The 17,626-nt window shown below is 70.4% G+C and carries 17 protein-coding genes; 7 read left to right on the forward strand and 10 right to left on the reverse strand.

The genetic code is table 11. The features are described 5' to 3' along the window. Positions 1-46: 46 nt before the first annotated feature. Complete coding sequence (locus JMJ56_RS28605; protein WP_202835160.1) at positions 47-355, reverse strand: hypothetical protein; 309 nt, start codon at positions 353-355, stop codon at positions 47-49. A 552-nt stretch (positions 356-907) separates the two neighbouring features. On the opposite strand from JMJ56_RS28605, the gene JMJ56_RS28610 reads away from it, so the two are divergent. Then, positions 908-1,408, forward strand: coding sequence for a hypothetical protein (locus tag JMJ56_RS28610; protein ID WP_202835161.1), 501 nt, complete (start codon positions 908-910; stop codon positions 1,406-1,408). Here the strand turns inward: JMJ56_RS28610 and JMJ56_RS28615 are convergent. Genes JMJ56_RS28615 through JMJ56_RS28630 form a run of 4 tightly spaced genes read right to left on the reverse strand, consistent with a single transcriptional unit; the run spans position 1,405 to position 4,602 of the window. Continuing rightward, positions 1,405-2,214 carry a hypothetical protein gene (locus JMJ56_RS28615; protein WP_202835162.1) on the reverse strand — a complete coding sequence of 270 codons (810 nt, stop codon included), beginning with the start codon at positions 2,212-2,214 and terminating at the stop codon, positions 1,405-1,407. The two genes, JMJ56_RS28610 and JMJ56_RS28615, sit on opposite strands and share 4 nt — an antisense overlap. Before the next feature lie 36 nt (positions 2,215-2,250). Then, complete coding sequence (locus JMJ56_RS28620) at positions 2,251-2,664, reverse strand: DUF350 domain-containing protein (protein ID WP_202835163.1); 414 nt, start codon at positions 2,662-2,664, stop codon at positions 2,251-2,253. A 29-nt stretch (positions 2,665-2,693) separates the two neighbouring features. Then, positions 2,694-4,322: a DUF2491 family protein gene (locus tag JMJ56_RS28625; RefSeq protein ID WP_236038755.1), complete on the reverse strand. Its 1,629-nt coding sequence runs from the start codon at positions 4,320-4,322 to the stop codon at positions 2,694-2,696. Positions 4,323-4,338: 16 nt separating this feature from the next. Further along, entirely contained in the window at positions 4,339-4,602 is a 264-nt protein-coding gene (locus JMJ56_RS28630; RefSeq protein ID WP_202835164.1) for a hypothetical protein, read from the reverse strand. Between the two features lie 108 nt (positions 4,603-4,710). Here JMJ56_RS28630 and JMJ56_RS28635 point away from each other — a divergent pair, with 108 nt between their 5' ends. Genes JMJ56_RS28635 through JMJ56_RS28650 form a run of 4 tightly spaced genes read left to right on the forward strand, consistent with a single transcriptional unit; the run spans position 4,711 to position 9,623 of the window. Then, on the forward strand, positions 4,711-4,923 hold the full coding sequence (locus JMJ56_RS28635; RefSeq protein WP_202835165.1) for a formate dehydrogenase: 213 nt from the start codon (positions 4,711-4,713) through the stop codon (positions 4,921-4,923). A 5-nt stretch (positions 4,924-4,928) separates the two neighbouring features. After that, positions 4,929-7,874: a formate dehydrogenase subunit alpha gene (locus tag JMJ56_RS28640; protein WP_202835166.1), complete on the forward strand. Its 2,946-nt coding sequence runs from the start codon at positions 4,929-4,931 to the stop codon at positions 7,872-7,874. A gap of 1 nt (position 7,875) precedes the next feature. Further along, a complete protein-coding gene (gene fdh3B, locus JMJ56_RS28645; RefSeq protein WP_202835167.1) occupies positions 7,876-8,472 on the forward strand; it encodes a formate dehydrogenase FDH3 subunit beta in 597 nt (198 codons plus the stop codon). After that, entirely contained in the window at positions 8,469-9,623 is a 1,155-nt protein-coding gene (locus tag JMJ56_RS28650) for a formate dehydrogenase subunit gamma (RefSeq protein WP_202835168.1), read from the forward strand. Before fdh3B ends, JMJ56_RS28650 begins: the two co-directional genes overlap by 4 nt. A gap of 182 nt (positions 9,624-9,805) precedes the next feature. On the opposite strand, the gene mmsB is transcribed toward JMJ56_RS28650, so the two are convergent. Continuing rightward, positions 9,806-10,705 carry a 3-hydroxyisobutyrate dehydrogenase gene (gene mmsB, locus JMJ56_RS28655; protein WP_202835169.1) on the reverse strand — a complete coding sequence of 300 codons (900 nt, stop codon included), beginning with the start codon at positions 10,703-10,705 and terminating at the stop codon, positions 9,806-9,808. A gap of 128 nt (positions 10,706-10,833) precedes the next feature. Between mmsB and JMJ56_RS28660 the strand changes: the two genes are divergently transcribed. After that, entirely contained in the window at positions 10,834-11,166 is a 333-nt protein-coding gene (locus JMJ56_RS28660) for a hypothetical protein (RefSeq protein ID WP_202835170.1), read from the forward strand. Between the two features lie 12 nt (positions 11,167-11,178). Here the strand turns inward: JMJ56_RS28660 and JMJ56_RS28665 are convergent, their stop codons facing one another. The 3 genes from JMJ56_RS28665 to gorA form a co-directional block, all read right to left on the reverse strand. Further along, positions 11,179-12,351 carry a beta/alpha barrel domain-containing protein gene (locus JMJ56_RS28665; RefSeq protein WP_202835171.1) on the reverse strand — a complete coding sequence of 391 codons (1,173 nt, stop codon included), beginning with the start codon at positions 12,349-12,351 and terminating at the stop codon, positions 11,179-11,181. A 2-nt stretch (positions 12,352-12,353) separates the two neighbouring features. Then, positions 12,354-13,727 (reverse strand): class II 3-deoxy-7-phosphoheptulonate synthase, encoded by a 1,374-nt coding sequence (locus tag JMJ56_RS28670; RefSeq protein WP_202835172.1) that lies wholly within the window; start codon positions 13,725-13,727, stop codon positions 12,354-12,356. Positions 13,728-13,791: 64 nt separating this feature from the next. After that, positions 13,792-15,171, reverse strand: a complete 1,380-nt coding sequence (gene gorA, locus JMJ56_RS28675) for a glutathione-disulfide reductase (RefSeq protein WP_202835173.1) — start codon at positions 15,169-15,171, stop codon at positions 13,792-13,794. Between the two features lie 130 nt (positions 15,172-15,301). Here gorA and JMJ56_RS28680 point away from each other — a divergent pair, with 130 nt between their 5' ends. Then, positions 15,302-16,042, forward strand: coding sequence for a tetratricopeptide repeat protein (locus tag JMJ56_RS28680; RefSeq protein WP_202835174.1), 741 nt, complete (start codon positions 15,302-15,304; stop codon positions 16,040-16,042). A 40-nt stretch (positions 16,043-16,082) separates the two neighbouring features. On the opposite strand, the gene JMJ56_RS28685 is transcribed toward JMJ56_RS28680, so the two are convergent. Continuing rightward, positions 16,083-17,561: an NAD-dependent succinate-semialdehyde dehydrogenase gene (locus JMJ56_RS28685; protein ID WP_202835175.1), complete on the reverse strand. Its 1,479-nt coding sequence runs from the start codon at positions 17,559-17,561 to the stop codon at positions 16,083-16,085. Positions 17,562-17,626 lie beyond the last annotated feature (65 nt).

The raw sequence follows: 17,626 nt of genomic DNA on the forward strand, positions 1-17,626 counted from the left end.
CCTTCCTGCGATGGGCTTCCGCCCGCCGCATGCTCCGAAGGCTATGTCAGGAAACAATATGATCCCGGATGGACTCTATGCCGTCGATATCGAGATAGGCCTGGCTGACTGTAATGGTAGTAAGTAACGGAGCTGTCAAAGTGTTGAATGTAACTACGACAGGATCGTCTGGTGGCGTGGCAGCATCTCGTGTGACCGTAATGCTACCCGCAACTCCGACATTCACGTTGTAATTAGCCGACCTATCGAGAACGACCGGGGAAAGCACTGTCAGATTGCTGATACTGCCAGACATTTTGTCCTCCGGTGTCGCAACCGATGCTTTCATTACCGCATCGGCGATTTGTAAATTCACCCTAGTTTCATGCAAATCTTGATGCAACTTCAAGGAGAGTAAATTTCTCGTCATACAACCTAATGTAGTGTGAACGAGAGCTGGGTGTGGAGGTGCCGAGTTACTGCCCGTGCTCATCAGGCGCGGGCCGAGGCATCAGGCACTATCGCCCCGTTGGGTTTGTTGGCGGCGGGCGTGGCGGTCTCCGGCGCCTTGGGTTTCCGGCTTTGCCAGGGTAGCGAGGACGGTCTGTAGCAGGCCGATGCCTCGCTCCATGCCGGGCGTGGTTGCTGCAAAGCTTGATGCAGCAGCGGGTTGGGGAGGGTCCGCTGCAAGCCCTCGGCGCAGGCGACAGCCGGGCATCATAAGCCTGGCGGCACTCGTGGCATCGGGGCGGCGCGTCAGGGCGCTGCCGGGACCGGTGAGGTGGCCTGCCGCTCGGGTGGCGGGTCGTCCTCGGCGGCCTGGGCGGCCGCGCCTGCCCTTCTAGCCTCATGGGCGGTGCGCTTCGGCCCGGTACTCCGGCTCGCCGCCTCCGCCTCGGCGCGAGCGGTCAGGTAGTGGATGTCAATCGTGGCTTGGAGCGCCGCACCTCTGCCCGGTCATTGCACCGACCGAATCCTCGAAGCGTTGGGGCTGAATTCGGTGGCATCGGTCCAGCAACAGAAGCTGCAGGAAGGCCACATCGAAGGCAATGCAGTTGGTGCGGTGGAAGCCGGCGACGGTGTCATGGTCGGGATGCAGCTTCGCCGTCCGGTAAAGCACCTCAAGGTCATGGTGCGGCGTCCTTTCGACGCGGCGCGCAGAGAAGATGCCGTTGGCGTGGGAGTAGATCAGCGACATTGGCAGCAGGCGCAGGTGATGCTGCGCCTGCTGCCCGTGATCGGCTGCACTACGACGCCCCGGGCGGCGTCCGGTCCACCGCCGCCACGAAAGGCGTCACGTCATCCGCGAGAACTGATCCTTCACGGCAAGCGGCAGCAGAAAGGCCTGATCGCGGCAGAATGGAATGATCTGCGTCATAGCGGACAGATTGCCGATCTCAGGCCTGGTGGGCATCCGACAGACTGCTAGCCGCGGTCCGGCGCGTTGAGCTGGCGTAGCGCGGCGGGCTGCTTCTGGCGGAGCGCGGCCAACCGGTCCGACAGGGTGTTCGGCAGGGCGGGACGGCCGGAGGCGGCGGCCATGGCGGCGGCGATGTTCGGGTCGTCCTGTTCCGGGCGGCTCGGCTGCAGCAGCTTCGCCTTGGAGTTGGCGGCCTCCGCCGCGGCCAGGTTGCGGGCGGCATTGTCCTGCATCGCCTTCAGCGCCACGGAGAGGCCGCTGGTGGCGCTGGAAAGGCCGGCGGCCTGGCGGGCGGCCTCGGCACGGCGCTCGGCGACCTCGCGCTGCTGCTCGGCCCGGCCCATGTCGCGCTGGGCGCGGTTCAACGCGTCGCGGGCGCCCTTCAGCTTCTGGCCGGCCTGGGCATAGGTGTCCTCGAGCATGTGCAGGAAGTTGGCGGCATCCGCGGCATCCTGGCGCTCGCGGTCGATGTCGGGCGCCATCTGCTCGAGCATGCCGACCAGGGTGGCGAGGCTGCGCTCCAGCTCGGCCTTCCGGGCAGGGTCCGATTCCGCCTGCAGGCGCCCCTGCAGCTGCTCGGCCGCGGCCATGCGCTGCTGCGAGAGCTGGCCGATGGCATCGGCCTCCCGCTGCTCGCGGTCGAAGGCCTGGCGGGCCTCCGCGACCTGGCGGCCGAGCTCGTCGAGATGCTGCTCCATGCCGCGCAGTTCGGCCTCGGTGGCGGATTGCGGGTCCCAGCGGACCAGCGCCTCGACGGCGCCCTGGACGGCCTGATCGGTCTTGACCCCGACGAGGTTGCGGATGAAGGAGATCATGCTGGCGTTTCCTTGATGAAAGCTTGGGTTGCTGGGTCAGCCGGCCATGGCGCCGGCGTTGATGAGCGCGATGGCAAGCTGGATGCCGACGACGACGCAGGCGGCGCCGGCATTGCCCGCTTCGATCATCGCGCGGAGGCCACGGAACAACGCGGCAGTCAGCAGGAAGGCGAGGAGCTGCACCACCACCGCGACCGCGCCCCAGATCAGGATGTCGAGCGTGACCGCGCTGGTCGCCAGCGTCGCGGCGAGCGGGATCGCCAGGGCGACGAGCGCGCCCATGAGGACGATGCCAGCGGCGGCATTGCCCTCGCGCACCAGCCGCCCCTCCTGGAAGGGTGTGACGGCCATGTAGCAGGCGATGCCGATCGCCAGCAGCCCCAGGGTGGCGGCCAGCTGCAGGACCAGGATGGGCAGGCCGGAGCCGAGGGTCTCCAGGATCGAATCCAAAGCGGGGTGTCCTCCGGTATCGTTGGGGGTCAGGCGAGGGAGAGCGAGGCGGGGCTGATGTCGATGCCGGCGCGGACCTCGACCCAGGCGCGGCCCCCCTCCTCCACCGCGGAGACGAGGATGTATTCGACCTGCGGCGCGGGCGCGGCGAGGCCGGTTTCGGCCGCGTAGAGCATGGCGTGCTGCTGCCGCTGGCGGGTGCCCTCGAGGCTCTCGATGGTCTCGGGCATGGGACGCGGCGGCACCGGGTCGGCGCCCGGGGACCAGTGCCGGCCGTAAAGCTTGCCGTCCTGGGTCTGGAATTCGGGCCAGCCGATCATGCCCTGCTGCGGGTCGAGCCAGGCGCCCCACTCCGCCTCGTCGGCCGGTGAGACCTCATCCAGGATGGCGAAGTAACGGCACTCCCCAACCTCGCCCCGGGCATCGAGATAGACCTGGAAAAAGCTGCGGCCGTCCGGCAGGTAGAGCCGGGTCAGCTCCTCGTTGCCCTCGCGGATGCGGCCCACCGCCTGCACGCTGACCCGGGCATCGCCCTGGGCGAAGGCGGGAGCCGGCACTTTGATGCTGCCGCTGCCGAGCAGGAAGGGCGTCGGGTCGCAGGTGATGGTCATGCCGAGGCGGAAGCGCGGGGCGTTGGGGGCCATGTCCGTCCTCGTCCGGGGGGCGGGAGGGGTGCCGGCCTGGGTGGTGCCGGGCGCGGAGGACGCGGCCCTGCGTCGGCGCAGGGCGAGGAAGCCGATGACGCCGGCGCCGCCGAGCAGAACGAGCCAGGGGATGCCGCCGCCCTCCTCTGCCGGCGGGGCGGTGGGGGTGCGGGTATCCGTGCGCGGCGCGGTGGCGACCTCGGGCGGCACGTCAGGCGGCAGGTAGTTCGGGTCGCGCGGCTGGCCTTGGCGCTCGGCCAGGCGGCGGTCGAGCTCGTCGAGCTGGCGGCGGATCTCCGGGTCGGTCTGGGCGCGGCTCTCGGCCTGGGCCCGGAAATCCCGGTAGCCCGGGTCGTCCCGGTGGTTGTGGAAGAAGTCGGTGGAGCCGGCGCGGCCGAGATTGTTCAGCAGGAACCAGAGGAAAACGCCGTCCCACAGGCCGAAGCTGCGCTGCATCCCGGGGAAGCCCTGCGGCGACCAGCCACGGTCACCGTACCAGCCGCCATTGCGGCCGGTGCGGGTGCCGGGCATCGGGCCGACCGGGGGCGTGCGGGCGCCGCCGCGCCACCAGCCGCCATCGGTCTGGGCTTGCGGCAAGGGGGGCTGGCGCTGCGGGCGCTGGGTCTGCTGCTGGGCCTGTTCCTGGGCCTGCCGCTGCTGGGCGCGCATGCGGGAGAGGGCATCGCCCGAGCGCTCGCGCGAATAGGAACGGTCCCAGGCGGAGCCGCCGCCGACCGAGGGGCGCCGGGGATAGGCGCCGCCCGGCAGGGAGGGGCGCGCATAGCCGCCGCTGCTGGAGGGCGTGCGCGGTGCGACGCGGGAGCCGCCGAAGGAAGGCGTGCGCGCATAGCCTCCGCCCGACCGCATGGCGCCGCCCGGGCGGGAGTAGCCGCCGCTCGACCGCATCTGCGCCATGGCGTCGGGGACGAGGCTGATCGTGCCCGGACCCGTGGCCAGGAGGGCGAGGCCGAGGATCGCGGTGAGGAGGCGCCCGGGTCCGCTGCTGCCGTTCATGCGCATGGGCGGGATGTCAGCGCATGCTGGGGGGATTTGCCTGCCCGGCCGGTGGCAGGGGCGTGCGTGCCGTGGTGTCAGGCGCGGTATTCGCGGCGCCGCCGCCGGGATCGGTGCGCGGGCGGCCATTGGTGAGCTCGCCGGGCTTCGGGGCCGGGGGCGCGGCCTCGGGCGCCGGGCGGGGGATCGGGCGGTCGACGCCCTGGGCGGGGGCCGTGCCCTGGGCCACGGCCGCGAAGGGAAGGGCGAGCAGGATGGCGAGGATGGGGAGGAGGCGCATGGCCGGGCAACGCCGCATGTGTGCGGCGGGTTGCGGTGAACGCGGCGCGGCTTGCGGCGTTGAACATAGTGGCCGGGTGCGGGTGGCGCCTGGATATTGGGGCCTCGCATGAACGAACAGGACGATCCCAGGTTGAATGCGCGCCGGCGCTTCTTCGGTGCGCTCGGGCTGGCGGCCGTGGCGGCGCCGGCCGCAGCCTTCGAAGCGGATGGCGGCACGGGCGGCCTGCCACCGCAGAAGGAGAGCGAAGCGGAGAAGCGCAAGCCGCGCTACCGCGAGACCGACCATGTGCGGGCCTTCTACCGCACCAACAGGTACTGAATGCCATGCTGATCCGGCGGAGCGAGGGCCAGGCAGCGAGGCAGCGGCTGGCGGGGGCGTATCAAGGGCTGAGCGCGGGCGGGACGGACCGGCGCGGCTTCCTGAAGCAGGCGGGGCTCGGCGGCGCGGGGCTAGCGGCGCTCGGCGTGCTGCCGCCGCGGATGACGCAGGCGGCGGAGGCGCCACGCCGCGCCGTGCCGATCCAGCGGGTGAAGAATGTCTGCACCCATTGCTCGGTCGGCTGCAGCGTCATCGCCGAGGTGCAAGACGGCGTCTGGACCGGGCAGGAGCCGGCCTACGAGTCGCCGATCAACCGCGGCACGCATTGCGCCAAGGGCGCCTCGGTACGTGAGCTGGTGCATGGCGGGCGGCGGCTGAAATATCCGATGAAGCTGGTGGGCGGGGAATGGCGGCGCCTTTCCTGGGACCAGGCGTTGGACGAGATTTCGGCCAAGCTTCTGGAGATCCGCGAGCGCAGCACGCCGGAGGCGGTGTTCTGGCTGGGCTCGGCGAAGTTCACCAACGAGGCGGCCTACCTGTTCCGGAAGTTCGGCGCCTTCTGGGGCAGCAACAACACCGATCATCAGGCGCGCATCTGCCACTCCACCACGGTCGCGGGCGTGGCCAATACCTGGGGCTACGGGGCGCAGACCAACAGCTACAACGATATCCGCAATGCCAAGACCATGATCGTCATGGGCGGCAACCCGGCGGAATCGCACCCGATCGCCGTCCAGCACATCCTGGCGGGGCGGGAGCTGAACCGGTCGAACTTCTTCGTCGTCGACCCGCGCTTCACCCGCACGGCGGCGCATGCGACAGACTACGTGCGCATCCGGCCGGGGACGGACATCCCCGTCATCTGGGGGATGCTCTGGCACATCTTCGAGAATGGCTGGGAGGACCTGGAGTTCATCCACCAGCGCGTCTACGGCATGGACGAGATCCGGCGCGAGGTGGCGAAGTGGCACCCGCGCGAGGTGGAGCGGGTGACGGGCGTGCCCGAGGCGCAGCTGAAGCGCATGGCGCAGGTCTTCGCCACGCAGAAGCCGGCGACGCTGATCTGGTGCATGGGGGCGACGCAGAAGACGGTCGGCACGGCGAATGTGCGCGCCTTCTCGATCCTGCTGCTGGCGACGGGGAATGTCGGCAGCGCGGGCACGGGGGCCAACATCTTCCGCGGGCACACCAACGTGCAGGGGGCCACCGACATGGGCCTCGATGTCTCGACGCTGCCGGCCTATTACGGTCTCGACGAGGCGGCCTGGCGGCATTGGAGCCGGGTCTGGGAGGTCGACTACGAGTGGATGCTGTCGCGCTTCGTCGACAAGAAATTCATGGAGATGCCCGGCATCCCGAGCACGCGCTGGTTCGATAGCGTCGTTTTACCGAAGGACCAGATCGAGCAGCCGACGAACTGCAAGGCGATGTTCGTCATGGGCCATGGCGGCAACACCGTCACGCGCATGCCGGAGGCGGTGAAGGGGCTGGAGCAGCTGGAGCTGCTGGTGGTGGCCGACCCGCACCCGACCACCTATGCGCAGATCTCCAACCGGCGCGACGGCACCTATCTGCTGCCGATCTGCACCAGCTTCGAGACGGTGGGCAGCCGCACCGCCTCCAACCGCTCGCTGCAATGGGGCGAGAAGGTCGTCGACCCGATCTTCGAGAGCCGCAACGACTATGACGTGATGTATGCGCTGGCACGGCGCCTCGGCTTCGCCGACCAGATGTTCAAGAATATCAAGGTCAATGACGGGGTAGTGGTGGTGGAGGACATCCTCCGCGAGATCAACCGCGGCACCTGGGCGCTGGGCTATACCGGGCAGTCGCCGGAGCGGCTGCGCCACCACATGGAGAACCAGGAGCATTTCGACGTAACGACGCTGCGCGGCCGGCCCGGCACGCCGGTGGAGGGCGAGATCTATGGCCTGCCCTGGCCCTGCTGGGGCACGCCGGAGATGAAGCACCCCGGCACGCACATCCTCTACGACACCTCGCTGCATGTGAAGGAAGGAGGCGGCACCTTCCGCGCCCGCTTCGGCGTGGAGCGGAACGGGGAGACGCTGCTCGCCGAGGGGAGCTGGAGCAAGGGTTCCGAGATCCAGGACGGCTACCCGGAATTCACCGTCGCCGTGCTCAAGCGGCTCGGCTGGTTCGACGAGCTGACGGCGCATGAGAAGGAGTCGATCGCCCGCGTCGGCGGGGCGAATATCGACCGCGTCTCTTGGTCCACCGATCTCTCTGCGGGGATCATCCGCGTCGCCATGGAGCATGGCTGCCTGCCCTACGGCAACGGCAAGGCGCGGGCCGTCGCCTGGAACCTGCCGGACCCGGTGCCGGTTCACCGCGAGCCGATCTACACGCCGCGCCTCGACCTGATCCCGACCCCGGAACAGGCGCGGGTGATGGCGGCCGACCCGAAGGCGATCGCGCCGACGGGGACCTATCCGACGCTGCGCGACCGGCGCGGCTACCGGGTGCCGCATCTCGGCCTCAGCATCCAGATGCGCTCGCATCAGGTGGCGAAGGAATTCCCGATCATCCTGACTTCGGGGCGGCTGGTGGAATACGAGGGCGGCGGCGAGGAGACGCGGTCAAACCCCTGGCTCGCCGAGCTGCAGCAGGACATGTTCGTCGAGATCAACACGGCGGATGCGGCGGAGCGCGGCATCGGGCCGGGGCAGTGGGTCTGGGTGCTGGGGCCGGAGAACAGCGCGCGGATCCGGGTGAAGGCGCTGGTGACGGAGCGCGTGTCGCGCGGCGTCGCCTTCATGCCCTATCACTTCGGCGGCTGGTGGCAGGGCGAGGACCGCAGGCGGTTTTACCCGCCGGGGACCGACCCCATCGTGCTCGGGGAGAGCGCGAACACCGTCACCACCTATGGCTACGATCCGGTGACCTTCATGCAGGAGACCAAGGTGACGCTCTGCCAGATCAGGAGCGCATAAGATGGCGCGGATGAAGTTCCTCTGCGACAGCGACCGTTGCATCGAGTGCAACGCCTGCGTCACCGCCTGCAAGAACGAGCACGAGGTGCCCTGGGGCATCAACCGTCGGCGCGTCGTCACCATCGGCGACGGCAAGCCGGGCGAGCGCTCCATCTCCATGGCCTGCATGCACTGCACCGACGCGCCCTGCGCCGCGGTCTGCCCCGTCGCCTGCTTCTACGGCACGGAGGACGGGCTGGTGCTGCACGACAAGGACCTCTGCATCGGCTGCGGCTATTGCTTCTACGCCTGCCCCTTCGGCGCGCCGCAATATCCGCGCGTCGGTAATTTCGGGGGGCGCGGCAAGATGGACAAGTGCACCTACTGCGCCGGCGGGCCGCAGCAGGACAACTCGGCCGTCGAGTACATGCAGTACGGCAGCAACCGCATCGCCGAGGGCAAGCTGCCGCTCTGTGCGGAGATGTGCTCGACCAAGGCGCTGCTGGCGGGCGACGGCGAGATCATCGCCAGCATCTACAAGGAGCGGGTGCAGCAGCGCGGCTACGGCTCCGGCGCCTGGGGCTGGCGGACGGCCTACCGCGAGGAGTTGCCGGCATGATGCGGTTCGTCATGGCGCTGGCGCTGCTGCTGCCGCTCGGCGGGGCGATGGCGCAGCAGGACTCCGGGGCGCCGGCGGGTGGCGCGCCCTCGGTGCAGTCGGTGGCGCCCGAGGTGGGCTCGGGACGGGGCGGGGCGAACAATGCCCAGCAACCTTCGAGCACCGCGCCGGAGACGCAGACCGGCGGGCCACGGCCGGCGCCGATCGCGCCGCGGCCGCGCGTGGCGGTGGAGCCGATCGTGGCGCCGCCGCCCTTCACCGCGCGCAGCGACACCGATGCGACGGCGCTCGAGGCGCAGCGTGCGGAGCAGGGCGGCGTGATCGAGGGCGCGGTCAGCATCCCGAATCAGGCGGCGGGCATCCTCGTCCAGCCCGCGGGGCGGGACTGGCGCGGCTTCCGCACGCGCATCCTGACGATCGCCGGGGCGGTGATCCTGCTCGGCACCGTCTTCATCCTGGCCGGGCTCTACTTCCTGCGCGGGCCGCAGCGGATCGATGCGGGGCGGTCGGGGCGGACGCTGCACCGCTACGGGCTGTTCGAGCGGATGAACCACTGGATGGTCGCCGTCAGCTTCGTGCTGCTCGGGCTGACGGGGATCAACATCACCTTCGGTCGGACGCTGCTGCGGCCGGTGATCGGGGCGGAGGCCTTCACCACCCTGACCTGGACGGGGCAGGCGGTGCATCAGTTCCTCTCTTTCCCCTTCGTCATCGGGCTGATGGCGATGGTGCTGGTCTGGGCGCGGGACAACCTGCCGAGCCGGGTCGATATCGCCTGGATCAAGGCGGGCGGGCCGGCGGCGAAGGGGCATCCGCCGGCGGGGCGGTTCAACGCGGCACAAAAGGCGCTCTACTGGTTCGTCATCGGCGGCGGGGTGCTGGCGGCGGTCTCGGGCTACCTGCTGATGGCGCCGGGGCTGCTCGACAACGTCACCAACCAGCAATGGGCGCATGTGCTGCACGGGCTGATGGCGATGGTGATGATGGCGGCGATCATCGGCCATATCTACATCGGCACCATCGGCACCGAGGGCGCCTTCGAGGCGATGGCGACGGGGCGCGTCGACTACAACTACGCGCGGGAGCACCACAGCCTCTGGGTGGAGGAGCGCGTGGCGGAGGCGCGGCGGCTGGCGGCGGGGGCGGACTAGGTCGCCAGGGCCGGTCGATCAACAGGACCGGCTTCGCCACGAGGCCGGTGGATGGCGAGGCGAGGTGGCCGAAGCCGTGGCGCTTCGGCGCGATCCAGGGGAGTCCGGCCGTGGCCAGCGCTGCGGTCCGGAGGGGCCGGGAGGCCTTCCCGACCATCGCCGTGGCCGCTGCGGCCTGGCCTTCACCTCTCCGTCATGCCGCGGAGCATCCCGATGATGCCGGAGAAATCGACATCGCCGTTGCCGGCCTCGAGGAAGCGCCGATAGAGCGCCAAGGCCTCGACGCCGAGGGGCGTCACCGCGCCGGCCGTTGCCGCGGCGTCCTGGGCGAGGCCGAGGTCCTTCGCCATCAGGGCGGTGGCGAAGCCCGGCTTGTAGTCGCGGTTGGCGGGGCTGGCCGGGACCGGGCCGGGGACGGGGCAGTAGGAGGTCAGCGCCCAGGACTGGCCGGAGGACTTGCTGGCGACGTCGAACAGCGCCTGATGCGTGAGGCCCAGCTTCTCGGCGAGGACGAAGGCCTCGGCCGTGACGATCATGTTGGCGGCGAGCATCATGTTGTTGCAGGCCTTGGCCGCCTGGCCGGCGCCGGCGCCGCCGCAATGGACGATGCTGCGGCCCATGGCGGAGAGGATGGGCGTGGCCGCGGCGTAGGCATCGTCGGGGCCGCCGACCATGAAGGTGAGCGTCGCGCCCTCGGCGCCCATGGTGCCGCCGGAGACGGGTGCATCCAGCATCGGGCGGCCGGCGGCGGCGGCGACCTCGCGTGCGGTGGCGACGTCGATGGTCGAGCAGTCGATCAGGATGGCTTCGGGGCCGGCGGCGGCGGCCATGCCCCCCCCTTGGCCCCCTACTCCGAGCCAGGCGTCGCGGACATGGCGGCCGGCGGGGAGCATGGTGATGACGAAACCGGCGCCGACGGTGGCTTCGGCGGCGCTGCCGGCGCGGGTGCCGCCGGCAGCGGCGAAGGCGGCCAGGGCCCCGGCGGAGAGGTCGAAGCCGGTGACGTCATGCCCAGCCTTCAGCAGGTTGCGGGCCATCGGGCCGCCCATGTTGCCGAGACCGACGAAGCCGATGCGTGCCATTCCCTGGCCCTCCCCTGACGTGGTTCGCGCGCAGTGTGCCGTGGAGCAGGCCGGGCTGCCAGCGGGGGCGGCTGAACCGGGACGGCTGCGGGGCGCTTCTCCCGGAAGAGAGACGAAGGAGGACGCATATGCGCATGGTGATGCTCGCGGCGCTCGGTGTCGCCGCGATGGGCACGGCCCCGACGGCAGGCATGGCGCAGGATGTCGGCGAGCGGTTGGGGCGGGCCTGGCAGGAGCTCCAGGGCGGGCAGCAGGGGCCGGCGCGGACCGACCCGCGCTATGACCCGCGCGCCGACCAACGGCCGGGCGGGCCCGGCTATGGCGGCGACGACCGGCGCTACAGCGAGAACGACCGGATGCGCCAGCTCGACGAGGCGGACCGGCGGCTGGATGCGCAGCAGCGGCAGATCGACCAGGAGCGGCGGCAGATCGAGACGGAGCGGCGGCGGCTGACGCGGTAGCCGCCGCCTGCCTCAGACGGCTGGCTTGTGGCCGTTGCGCTTGCGCTCGCCGTTGCGGCGGAGAAGGAATTCGCGGCCGATCTTGACGCGTGGCACGCCGTCATAAGCGACGATGTCGGCCGTCGCGTAGGTCTCCGACCAGCTGTCGGGGATGAAGCTGCCGGTGCCGACGACGTCGATCGGCGCCTTGGCTTCGGCCATCACGCGGCACTTGCCGACGCCGAAGCCGGAGGAGGCGACGATGCGGACCTTGGGGAAGCCGGCCTCGTCGAGCGCTTCCCGCATGCGCCAGATGGCGGCGGCGGAGACGCCGGTGCCGACCAGGTGGCGCAGCTCCGTCTCCGAGCGGTAGCGGCGGATAGCGCCGGGGGCGTGGCGCTCCAGCACGGCGTAGCTCTCGGCGGGATCGAGGCCTTCGAGGAAGCGGCCGCCATGGGTGTCGAGGCGGACGGCCATACGGCCCTCGGCGGCGAGGTCGGGGAAGCGGCGGCAGACGGCGAGGCCATCCGTCACCTCGCGGCCGAAGTAATCGACGAGGACGGTGAGGTTCTCGTCCGGGTAGGTCTCGTGGAACATCTCCGCGGCGCGGAGGGTGCTGCCGGCATAGCCGATCAGCGCATGCGGCATGGTGCCGAAGCCGCGCGGGGCGCCGAACCAGTGGGCGGTGCTGTCGGTGGCGTTGCCAGCGAAGCCGCGGGCGCCCTCCTTCTTCGCGGCGGCGCTGCCGACGCTCGCGGCATAGGCCATCATGTCCTGCATCTCGGCGCCGGCGCAGTGGCGAGCGTCCATCGCCAGGAAGGTGACCTGCGGCAGTTCCAGGCACATCTGGTAGGCGTTGTGCGCGGCGACGCAGGGCGGGCCGAGCTTCTGGAGGTAGAGGGTCTCGAGGTCGGCCAGTTGGGTGAAGGGGCCGGTGAGGTAGAGGATGGGGTCGCCGGCGCCGACCCAGGTGCCCTCGGGGTGCATCACCTCGATGCCGAATTGCGTGCCACGGTCGCGGGCGACGCCCTCCAGCCAATCCAGCATCAGGCGCGGGGCGCTGACGACGGGGCGGCGGAGGAAGACCGCATAGGTCACCTGGCATTCGCCGAAGCGCTGCACGATGGCCCGGGTGCGGTTGAAATAGACATCGGTGCGGCCGGCGATGGCCGCATCCGAGGCAGAGCGGGGCGGGGTTTGGTCCATCGCTATTGCGCCGCCTGGGCCGGCATCGAAGGGGCGCGGCGGGCCTTCAGCTCGGCGGCGATGAGGAAGGCGAGCTCCAGCGACTGCTCCGCATTCAGGCGCGGGTCGCAGAAGGTCTGGTAGCGGAGCGCGAGGTCGGCCTCGGACAGGCGGTGGGCGCCGCCGAGGCATTCCGTCACCTCCTGGCCCGTCATCTCGACATGGACGCCGCCGGGCTGGGTGCCCTCGGCGGCATGGGCGTCGAAGAAGCGGCGGACCTCCGTCAGGATCGCATCGAACGGGCGGGTCTTGTAGGCGCCGACGCTCGTCGTGTTGCCGTGCATCGGGTCGGAGAGCCAGACGACGTTGCGGCCGGCGCGCTTCACGGCGCGCAGCAGCGGCGGCAGCTTGGACTCGACCTTGTCCGCGCCCATGCGGGAGATGAGGGTCAGGCGGCCCTTCTCGTTCGCCGGGTTCAGGATCTCCGTGAGGCGGACCAGCTCGTCCGGGTCCATGCTGGGGCCGACCTTCATGCCGATCGGGTTCTTCACGCCGCGCAGGAACTCGACATGGGCGCCGTCGGGCTGGCGGGTGCGGTCGCCGATCCAGAGGAAATGCGCCGAGCAGGCATAGCTGTCGCCGGTGGTGGAATCGACGCGGGTCAGCGCCTCCTCATAGGGCAGCAGCAGGCTTTCGTGCGAGGTGTAGAAGTCCGTCTCGCGGACCTGGGGCAGGCCGTCCATGCCGCAGGCCTGCATGAAGGAAAGCGTCTCGTCGATGCGCGAGGCGAGGTCCTGGTAGCGCTCGGCGAGCGGGCTGCGGGCGACGAAGCCCAGATTCCAGCGGTGGACCTGGTGGAGATCCGCGTAGCCGCCGGTGGCGAAGGCGCGCAGCAGGTTCAGCGTGCCGGCCGACTGCAGATAGGCGAATTCCATCCGCGACGGGTCGGGGATGCGGGCCTCCGGCGTGAAGTCGGGCGCGTTGATGATGTCGCCGCGATAGGAGGGAAGCGTGACGCCGTCCTTGCTCTCCGTGTCAGAGGAGCGGGGCTTGGCGAACTGGCCGGCCATGCGGCCGAGCTTCACCACGGGCGTGCCGCCGCCGAAGGTCAGCACCACCGCCATCTGCAGCAGCACGCGGAAGGTGTCGCGGATGATGTTGGCGGTGAACTCGGAGAAGCTCTCGGCGCAGTCGCCGCCCTGGAGGACGAAGCCCTGGCCGTCGCCCGCCTGGGCCAGCGCGGCCTGGAGGCGCCGGGCCTCGCCGGCGAAGACGAGCGGGGGGAAGCGGGCGAGCCGCGCCTCGACCTCGGCCAGTTTCGCCTGATCGGGGTAGTCCGGCACCTGCCGGATCGGCATGTCCCGCCAACTGCCGGGATGCCAGCCGCGCGCAACCATACTATGCGTTCTCCCTTTGAAGGGGCGACCCTAGCCGAACCGCGCGGGCAGGTGAACCCGCGAGCTATTCCGCCGCCGCACGGAGACCGGCTTCCCGCGTGCGGGTCCGCAACGTCACGAATTCCTCGGCCGCGGTCGGGTGGATGCCGATGGTGCGGTCGAAATCCTCCTTCGTCGCGCCCATCGAGACGGCGATGCCGATGCCCTGCATGATCTCGGGCGCGTCCTCGCCGAGCATATGGGCGCCGAGCACCTTCCGCGTCTGCTGGCAGACGACGAGCTTCATCAAGGCCTTGCGGCCGGGGCGGCCGCTGATGGTGTGGCGCATCGGGGTGAAGCGGGCGAGGTAGATGTCCACCGGGCCCTGCACCGCCGCATCCGCCTCGGTCATGCCGACTGTGCCGATGGGGGGCGAGGTGAAGACGGCGGTGGGCACGTTGTCGTAGCTGGCATGGCGGGGGTTGTTGCCGAACAGGGTGTCGGCGAGGGCATGGCCGACGGCGGTGGCCATCGGCGTGAGGTTGAGGCGGTCGGTGACGTCGCCGATGGCGTAGATGTTGGGGGCGGTGGTGCGGTGCTCGGCATCGACCTCGATGGCGCCGCGGGCGGTGCAGTCGATGCCGGCGGCGGCGATGTTCAGCCCGCGCGTGTTGGGGACGCGGCCGGTGGCGAAGAGCACGGCATCGCCCTCCAGCGCCTCGCCGCCCATCAGGCTGAGGCGGAGATGGCCGCCCTGGTGGTCGAGCCGGGCGAGGCGGCTGTTGGGGTGGAGGTGGATGCCCTGGGCCTCCAGCGCCTCGGGCAGGGCCTCGCGGATGTCCTGGTCGAAGCCGCGGAGCGGCAGGATGTCGCGGTAGACGACATCGACCTTGGCGCCGAAGGCGGCGAAGACGCAGGCGAATTCGAGAGCGATGTAGCCGGCGCCGACGACGATGAGGCGCTTCGGCACCTCCTTCAGGTCGAAGACGTCGTCAGAGAGCATGCCGAGCTCGGCGCCGGGGATGTCGGGCTTCACGGCATGGCCGCCGACGGCGACGACGATCCGCTCCGCCGTGACGCGCCTGCCGCCGACATCGAGGGTGTGGGCGTCGATGAAGCTGGCGCGGGCGTCGAAGCTGGTGACGCCGGCATTGCCGAGCAGCTTGCCGTAGATGCCGTTGAGGCGGGCGACCTCGGCATCGCGCCGGACCTTGAGGGCGGCGAGGTCGAAGCTGCCCTTCTCGATCTGCCAGCCGAAGGCGGGGGCGTCGTCCGCCCATCCGGCGTATTCGGCGGCGTTGACCATGATCTTCTTCGGCACGCAGCCGACATTGACGCAGGTGCCGCCCCAGAAGCGCTCCTCCGCCACGGCGACCCGGGCGCCGTGCCCGGCCGCGATGCGGGCGCAGCGGACGCCGGCCGAGCCGCCGCCGATGACGAAGAGGTCGAAGTCGTAAGTGCTCATGCGCGCCTTCCCGTGCCGGGTCCGTATCTGGGTGGGCGGGCCCTTCGCGTCCAGCCTGCGATGCCGGAGCCGTTCCGGCAAGCGGCCGGGGGTAGTTGCGATTGAATTGCAGTCGCGCTATGCGAAGGACATGCCGCCGCTCCCGCTCGATGCCCTGCGCGAGGCCCGTGCCGAGGACCTCGCCGCCGCCTTCGCAGGCCCACCCGAGGAGGCGGCCCGCTGGATCGACGCCGCCGCCCGCTACGGCATCGTCGAGGCGCAGCTGCTCTACGGACAGATCCTGCTGGATGGGCGCGGGGTGCCGCAGGACCCCGCAGCGGCGCGGGGGTGGTTCCGCGTGGCGGCGGAGGCGGGGAATGCCGCGGCGCGCAACATGCTCGGGCGCTGCCACGAGATGGGCTGGGGCGGCGTGGCCGACGAGGCCGCGGCACTGGCTTGCTACCAGGCGGCGGCGAAGGCCGGGCATGACTGGGCGCAGTACAATCTGGCGGGGATGCTCTGGCGCGGCGCGGGGATGGCGGCGGACCGGCGCGCGGCGCTGGCCTGGTACCGGCGGGCGGCGGATCAGGGCCATGCCAAGTCGCTGAACATCCTCGGCCGCTTCCTAGAGGAGGGCTGGGAGGCGCCGCCCGATCCGGTGGCGGCGGCGGCGCTTTATCGCCGGGCGGCAGAGGGCGGGGATTTCCGCGGCCAGTTCAACCTGGCGACGCTGCTGGCGGCGGCGGGGCAGACGGAAGCGGCGCTGGAATGGTTTCGCCGGGCGGCGACGGGCAGCCCGGCACGTTTCCGCAACGGCATGGCTGAGCGGCTGTCGGGGCGGCCGGAGCCGGAATACCGGGCGCTGGCGAGGGAGATCGCGGCAGGGCGGTGAGAGAGGGTGCCCGGGCCGGAGCCCGGGCATGGGTACGGGCTTAGGTGCCGATGCCGCCGAGGGCGAGGTACTTCACCTCGAGATACTCCTCGATGCCGAGATTGCTGCCCTCGCGGCCGAGGCCGCTCTGCTTCACGCCGCCGAAGGGCGCGACCTCGGTGCTGATCAGCCCCTCGTTGATGCCGACCATGCCGGCCTCCAGCGCCTCGGCCACGCGGAAGATGCGGCCGACATCGCGGGCGTAGAAATAGGCGGCGAGGCCGAAGGGGGTGTCGTTGGCGAGCGCGATCGCCTCCTCCTCGGTCTTGAAGCGGAACAGCGGCGCGACCGGGCCGAAGGTCTCCTCGGTGAAGATCATCGCCTCGTGCGGGACGTTGGCGAGGATGGTGGGCTCGAAGAAATTGCCGCCGCGGCTGTGGCGCTTGCCCCCAGTCACGACAGTGGCGCCGCGCTTGGTGGCGTCGGCGATGTGCTCCTCGACTTTCTCCACCGCCTCGGCGTTGATGAGCGGGCCCTGCGTGACGCCGGGTTCCATGCCGTCGCCGACCTTCAGCGCCTCGACGGCGGATTTCAGCTTGGCGGCGAAGGCCTCGTAGACGCCGTCCTGCACCAGGATGCGGTTGGCGCAGACGCAGGTCTGGCCGGTGTTGCGGTACTTGCTGGCCATGGCGCCCTGCACGGCGGCGTCGAGATCGGCGTCGTCGAAGACGATGAAGGGCGCGTTGCCGCCCAACTCCATCGAGGTCTTCTTGATGGTGGGCGCGCATTGCTGGAGCAGGATGCGGCCGACATCGGTGGAGCCGGTGAAGGTCAGCTTGCGGACCAGCGGGTTGGAGGTGAGCTCCTTGCCGGTTTCGCCGGAGGGGCCGGTGATGATGTTGCAGACGCCGGGCGGCATGCCGGCGCGCTCGGCGAGCACGGCCAGCGCCAGGGCCGAGAAGGGCGTCTGCGAGGCGGGGCGGATGACGCCGGTGCAGCCGGCGGCCCAGCCGGGGCCGGTCTTGCGGGTGATCATCGCCGCCGGGAAGTTCCAGGGCGTGATGGCGGCGAAGACGCCGATCGGCTCCTTCGTCACGATGATGCGGCGGCCCTTGGCGTTCTGCGGGATGGTCTCGCCGTAGACGCGCTTCGCCTCCTCGGCGAACCACTCGATGAAGCTCGCGGCATAGGCGATCTCGCCCTTGCTCTCGCTGAGCGGCTTGCCCTGCTCGGCGGTCATGATGGCGGCGAGGTCGTCGGTATTGGCGATCATCAGGTCGAAGAAGCGGCGCAGGATGGCGGCGCGGTCCTTGGCCAGCATGGCGCGCCAGGCGGGCTGGGCGCGGTGCGCGGCCTCGATGGCGCGGCGCGTCTCGGCGGCGCCCATGGCGGGGACGGTGCCGACCGGCTCGCCGGTCGAGGGATTGCGGACGGTGATGGTCTTGCCGCTGTCGGCCTGCACCCACTGGCCGTCGATGCAATTCGCCTGGCGGAACAGCTCCGGGTCTTTCAGCGGCAGTTTGGCGATGGTGTCGAGCATGGTGGGTTTCCTCCTGTGGGGCGAAGATAGGCACCCTCCCCGCCCCTGTCACCGCACGCCCCACC

The sequence above is a fragment of the Belnapia arida genome, from assembly GCF_016773205.1.
In the GTDB taxonomy this organism is placed as follows: Bacteria; Pseudomonadota; Alphaproteobacteria; order Acetobacterales; family Acetobacteraceae; genus Belnapia; species Belnapia arida.

What these genes read in the sequence shown, in the direction of transcription:
- JMJ56_RS28640 (WP_202835166.1), top strand. Translation starts at nt 4,929, where the DNA reads ATGCTGATCCGGCGGAGCGAGGGCCAGGCAGCGAGGCAGCGGCTGGCG.
- JMJ56_RS28630 (WP_202835164.1), bottom strand. Translation starts at nt 4,602, where the DNA reads ATGCGCCTCCTCCCCATCCTCGCCATCCTGCTCGCCCTTCCCTTCGCG.
- JMJ56_RS28660 (WP_202835170.1), top strand. Translation starts at nt 10,834, where the DNA reads ATGCGCATGGTGATGCTCGCGGCGCTCGGTGTCGCCGCGATGGGCACG.
- JMJ56_RS28670 (WP_202835172.1), bottom strand. Translation starts at nt 13,727, where the DNA reads ATGGTTGCGCGCGGCTGGCATCCCGGCAGTTGGCGGGACATGCCGATC.
- JMJ56_RS28650 (WP_202835168.1), top strand. Translation starts at nt 8,469, where the DNA reads ATGATGCGGTTCGTCATGGCGCTGGCGCTGCTGCTGCCGCTCGGCGGG.
- JMJ56_RS28615 (WP_202835162.1), bottom strand. Translation starts at nt 2,214, where the DNA reads ATGATCTCCTTCATCCGCAACCTCGTCGGGGTCAAGACCGATCAGGCC.
- mmsB (WP_202835169.1), bottom strand. Translation starts at nt 10,705, where the DNA reads ATGGCACGCATCGGCTTCGTCGGTCTCGGCAACATGGGCGGCCCGATG.
- JMJ56_RS28625 (WP_236038755.1), bottom strand. Translation starts at nt 4,322, where the DNA reads ATGAACGGCAGCAGCGGACCCGGGCGCCTCCTCACCGCGATCCTCGGC.
- JMJ56_RS28685 (WP_202835175.1), bottom strand. Translation starts at nt 17,561, where the DNA reads ATGCTCGACACCATCGCCAAACTGCCGCTGAAAGACCCGGAGCTGTTC.
- gorA (WP_202835173.1), bottom strand. Translation starts at nt 15,171, where the DNA reads ATGAGCACTTACGACTTCGACCTCTTCGTCATCGGCGGCGGCTCGGCC.
- fdh3B (WP_202835167.1), top strand. Translation starts at nt 7,876, where the DNA reads ATGGCGCGGATGAAGTTCCTCTGCGACAGCGACCGTTGCATCGAGTGC.
- JMJ56_RS28635 (WP_202835165.1), top strand. Translation starts at nt 4,711, where the DNA reads ATGAACGAACAGGACGATCCCAGGTTGAATGCGCGCCGGCGCTTCTTC.
- JMJ56_RS28665 (WP_202835171.1), bottom strand. Translation starts at nt 12,351, where the DNA reads ATGGACCAAACCCCGCCCCGCTCTGCCTCGGATGCGGCCATCGCCGGC.
- JMJ56_RS28680 (WP_202835174.1), top strand. Translation starts at nt 15,302, where the DNA reads ATGCCGCCGCTCCCGCTCGATGCCCTGCGCGAGGCCCGTGCCGAGGAC.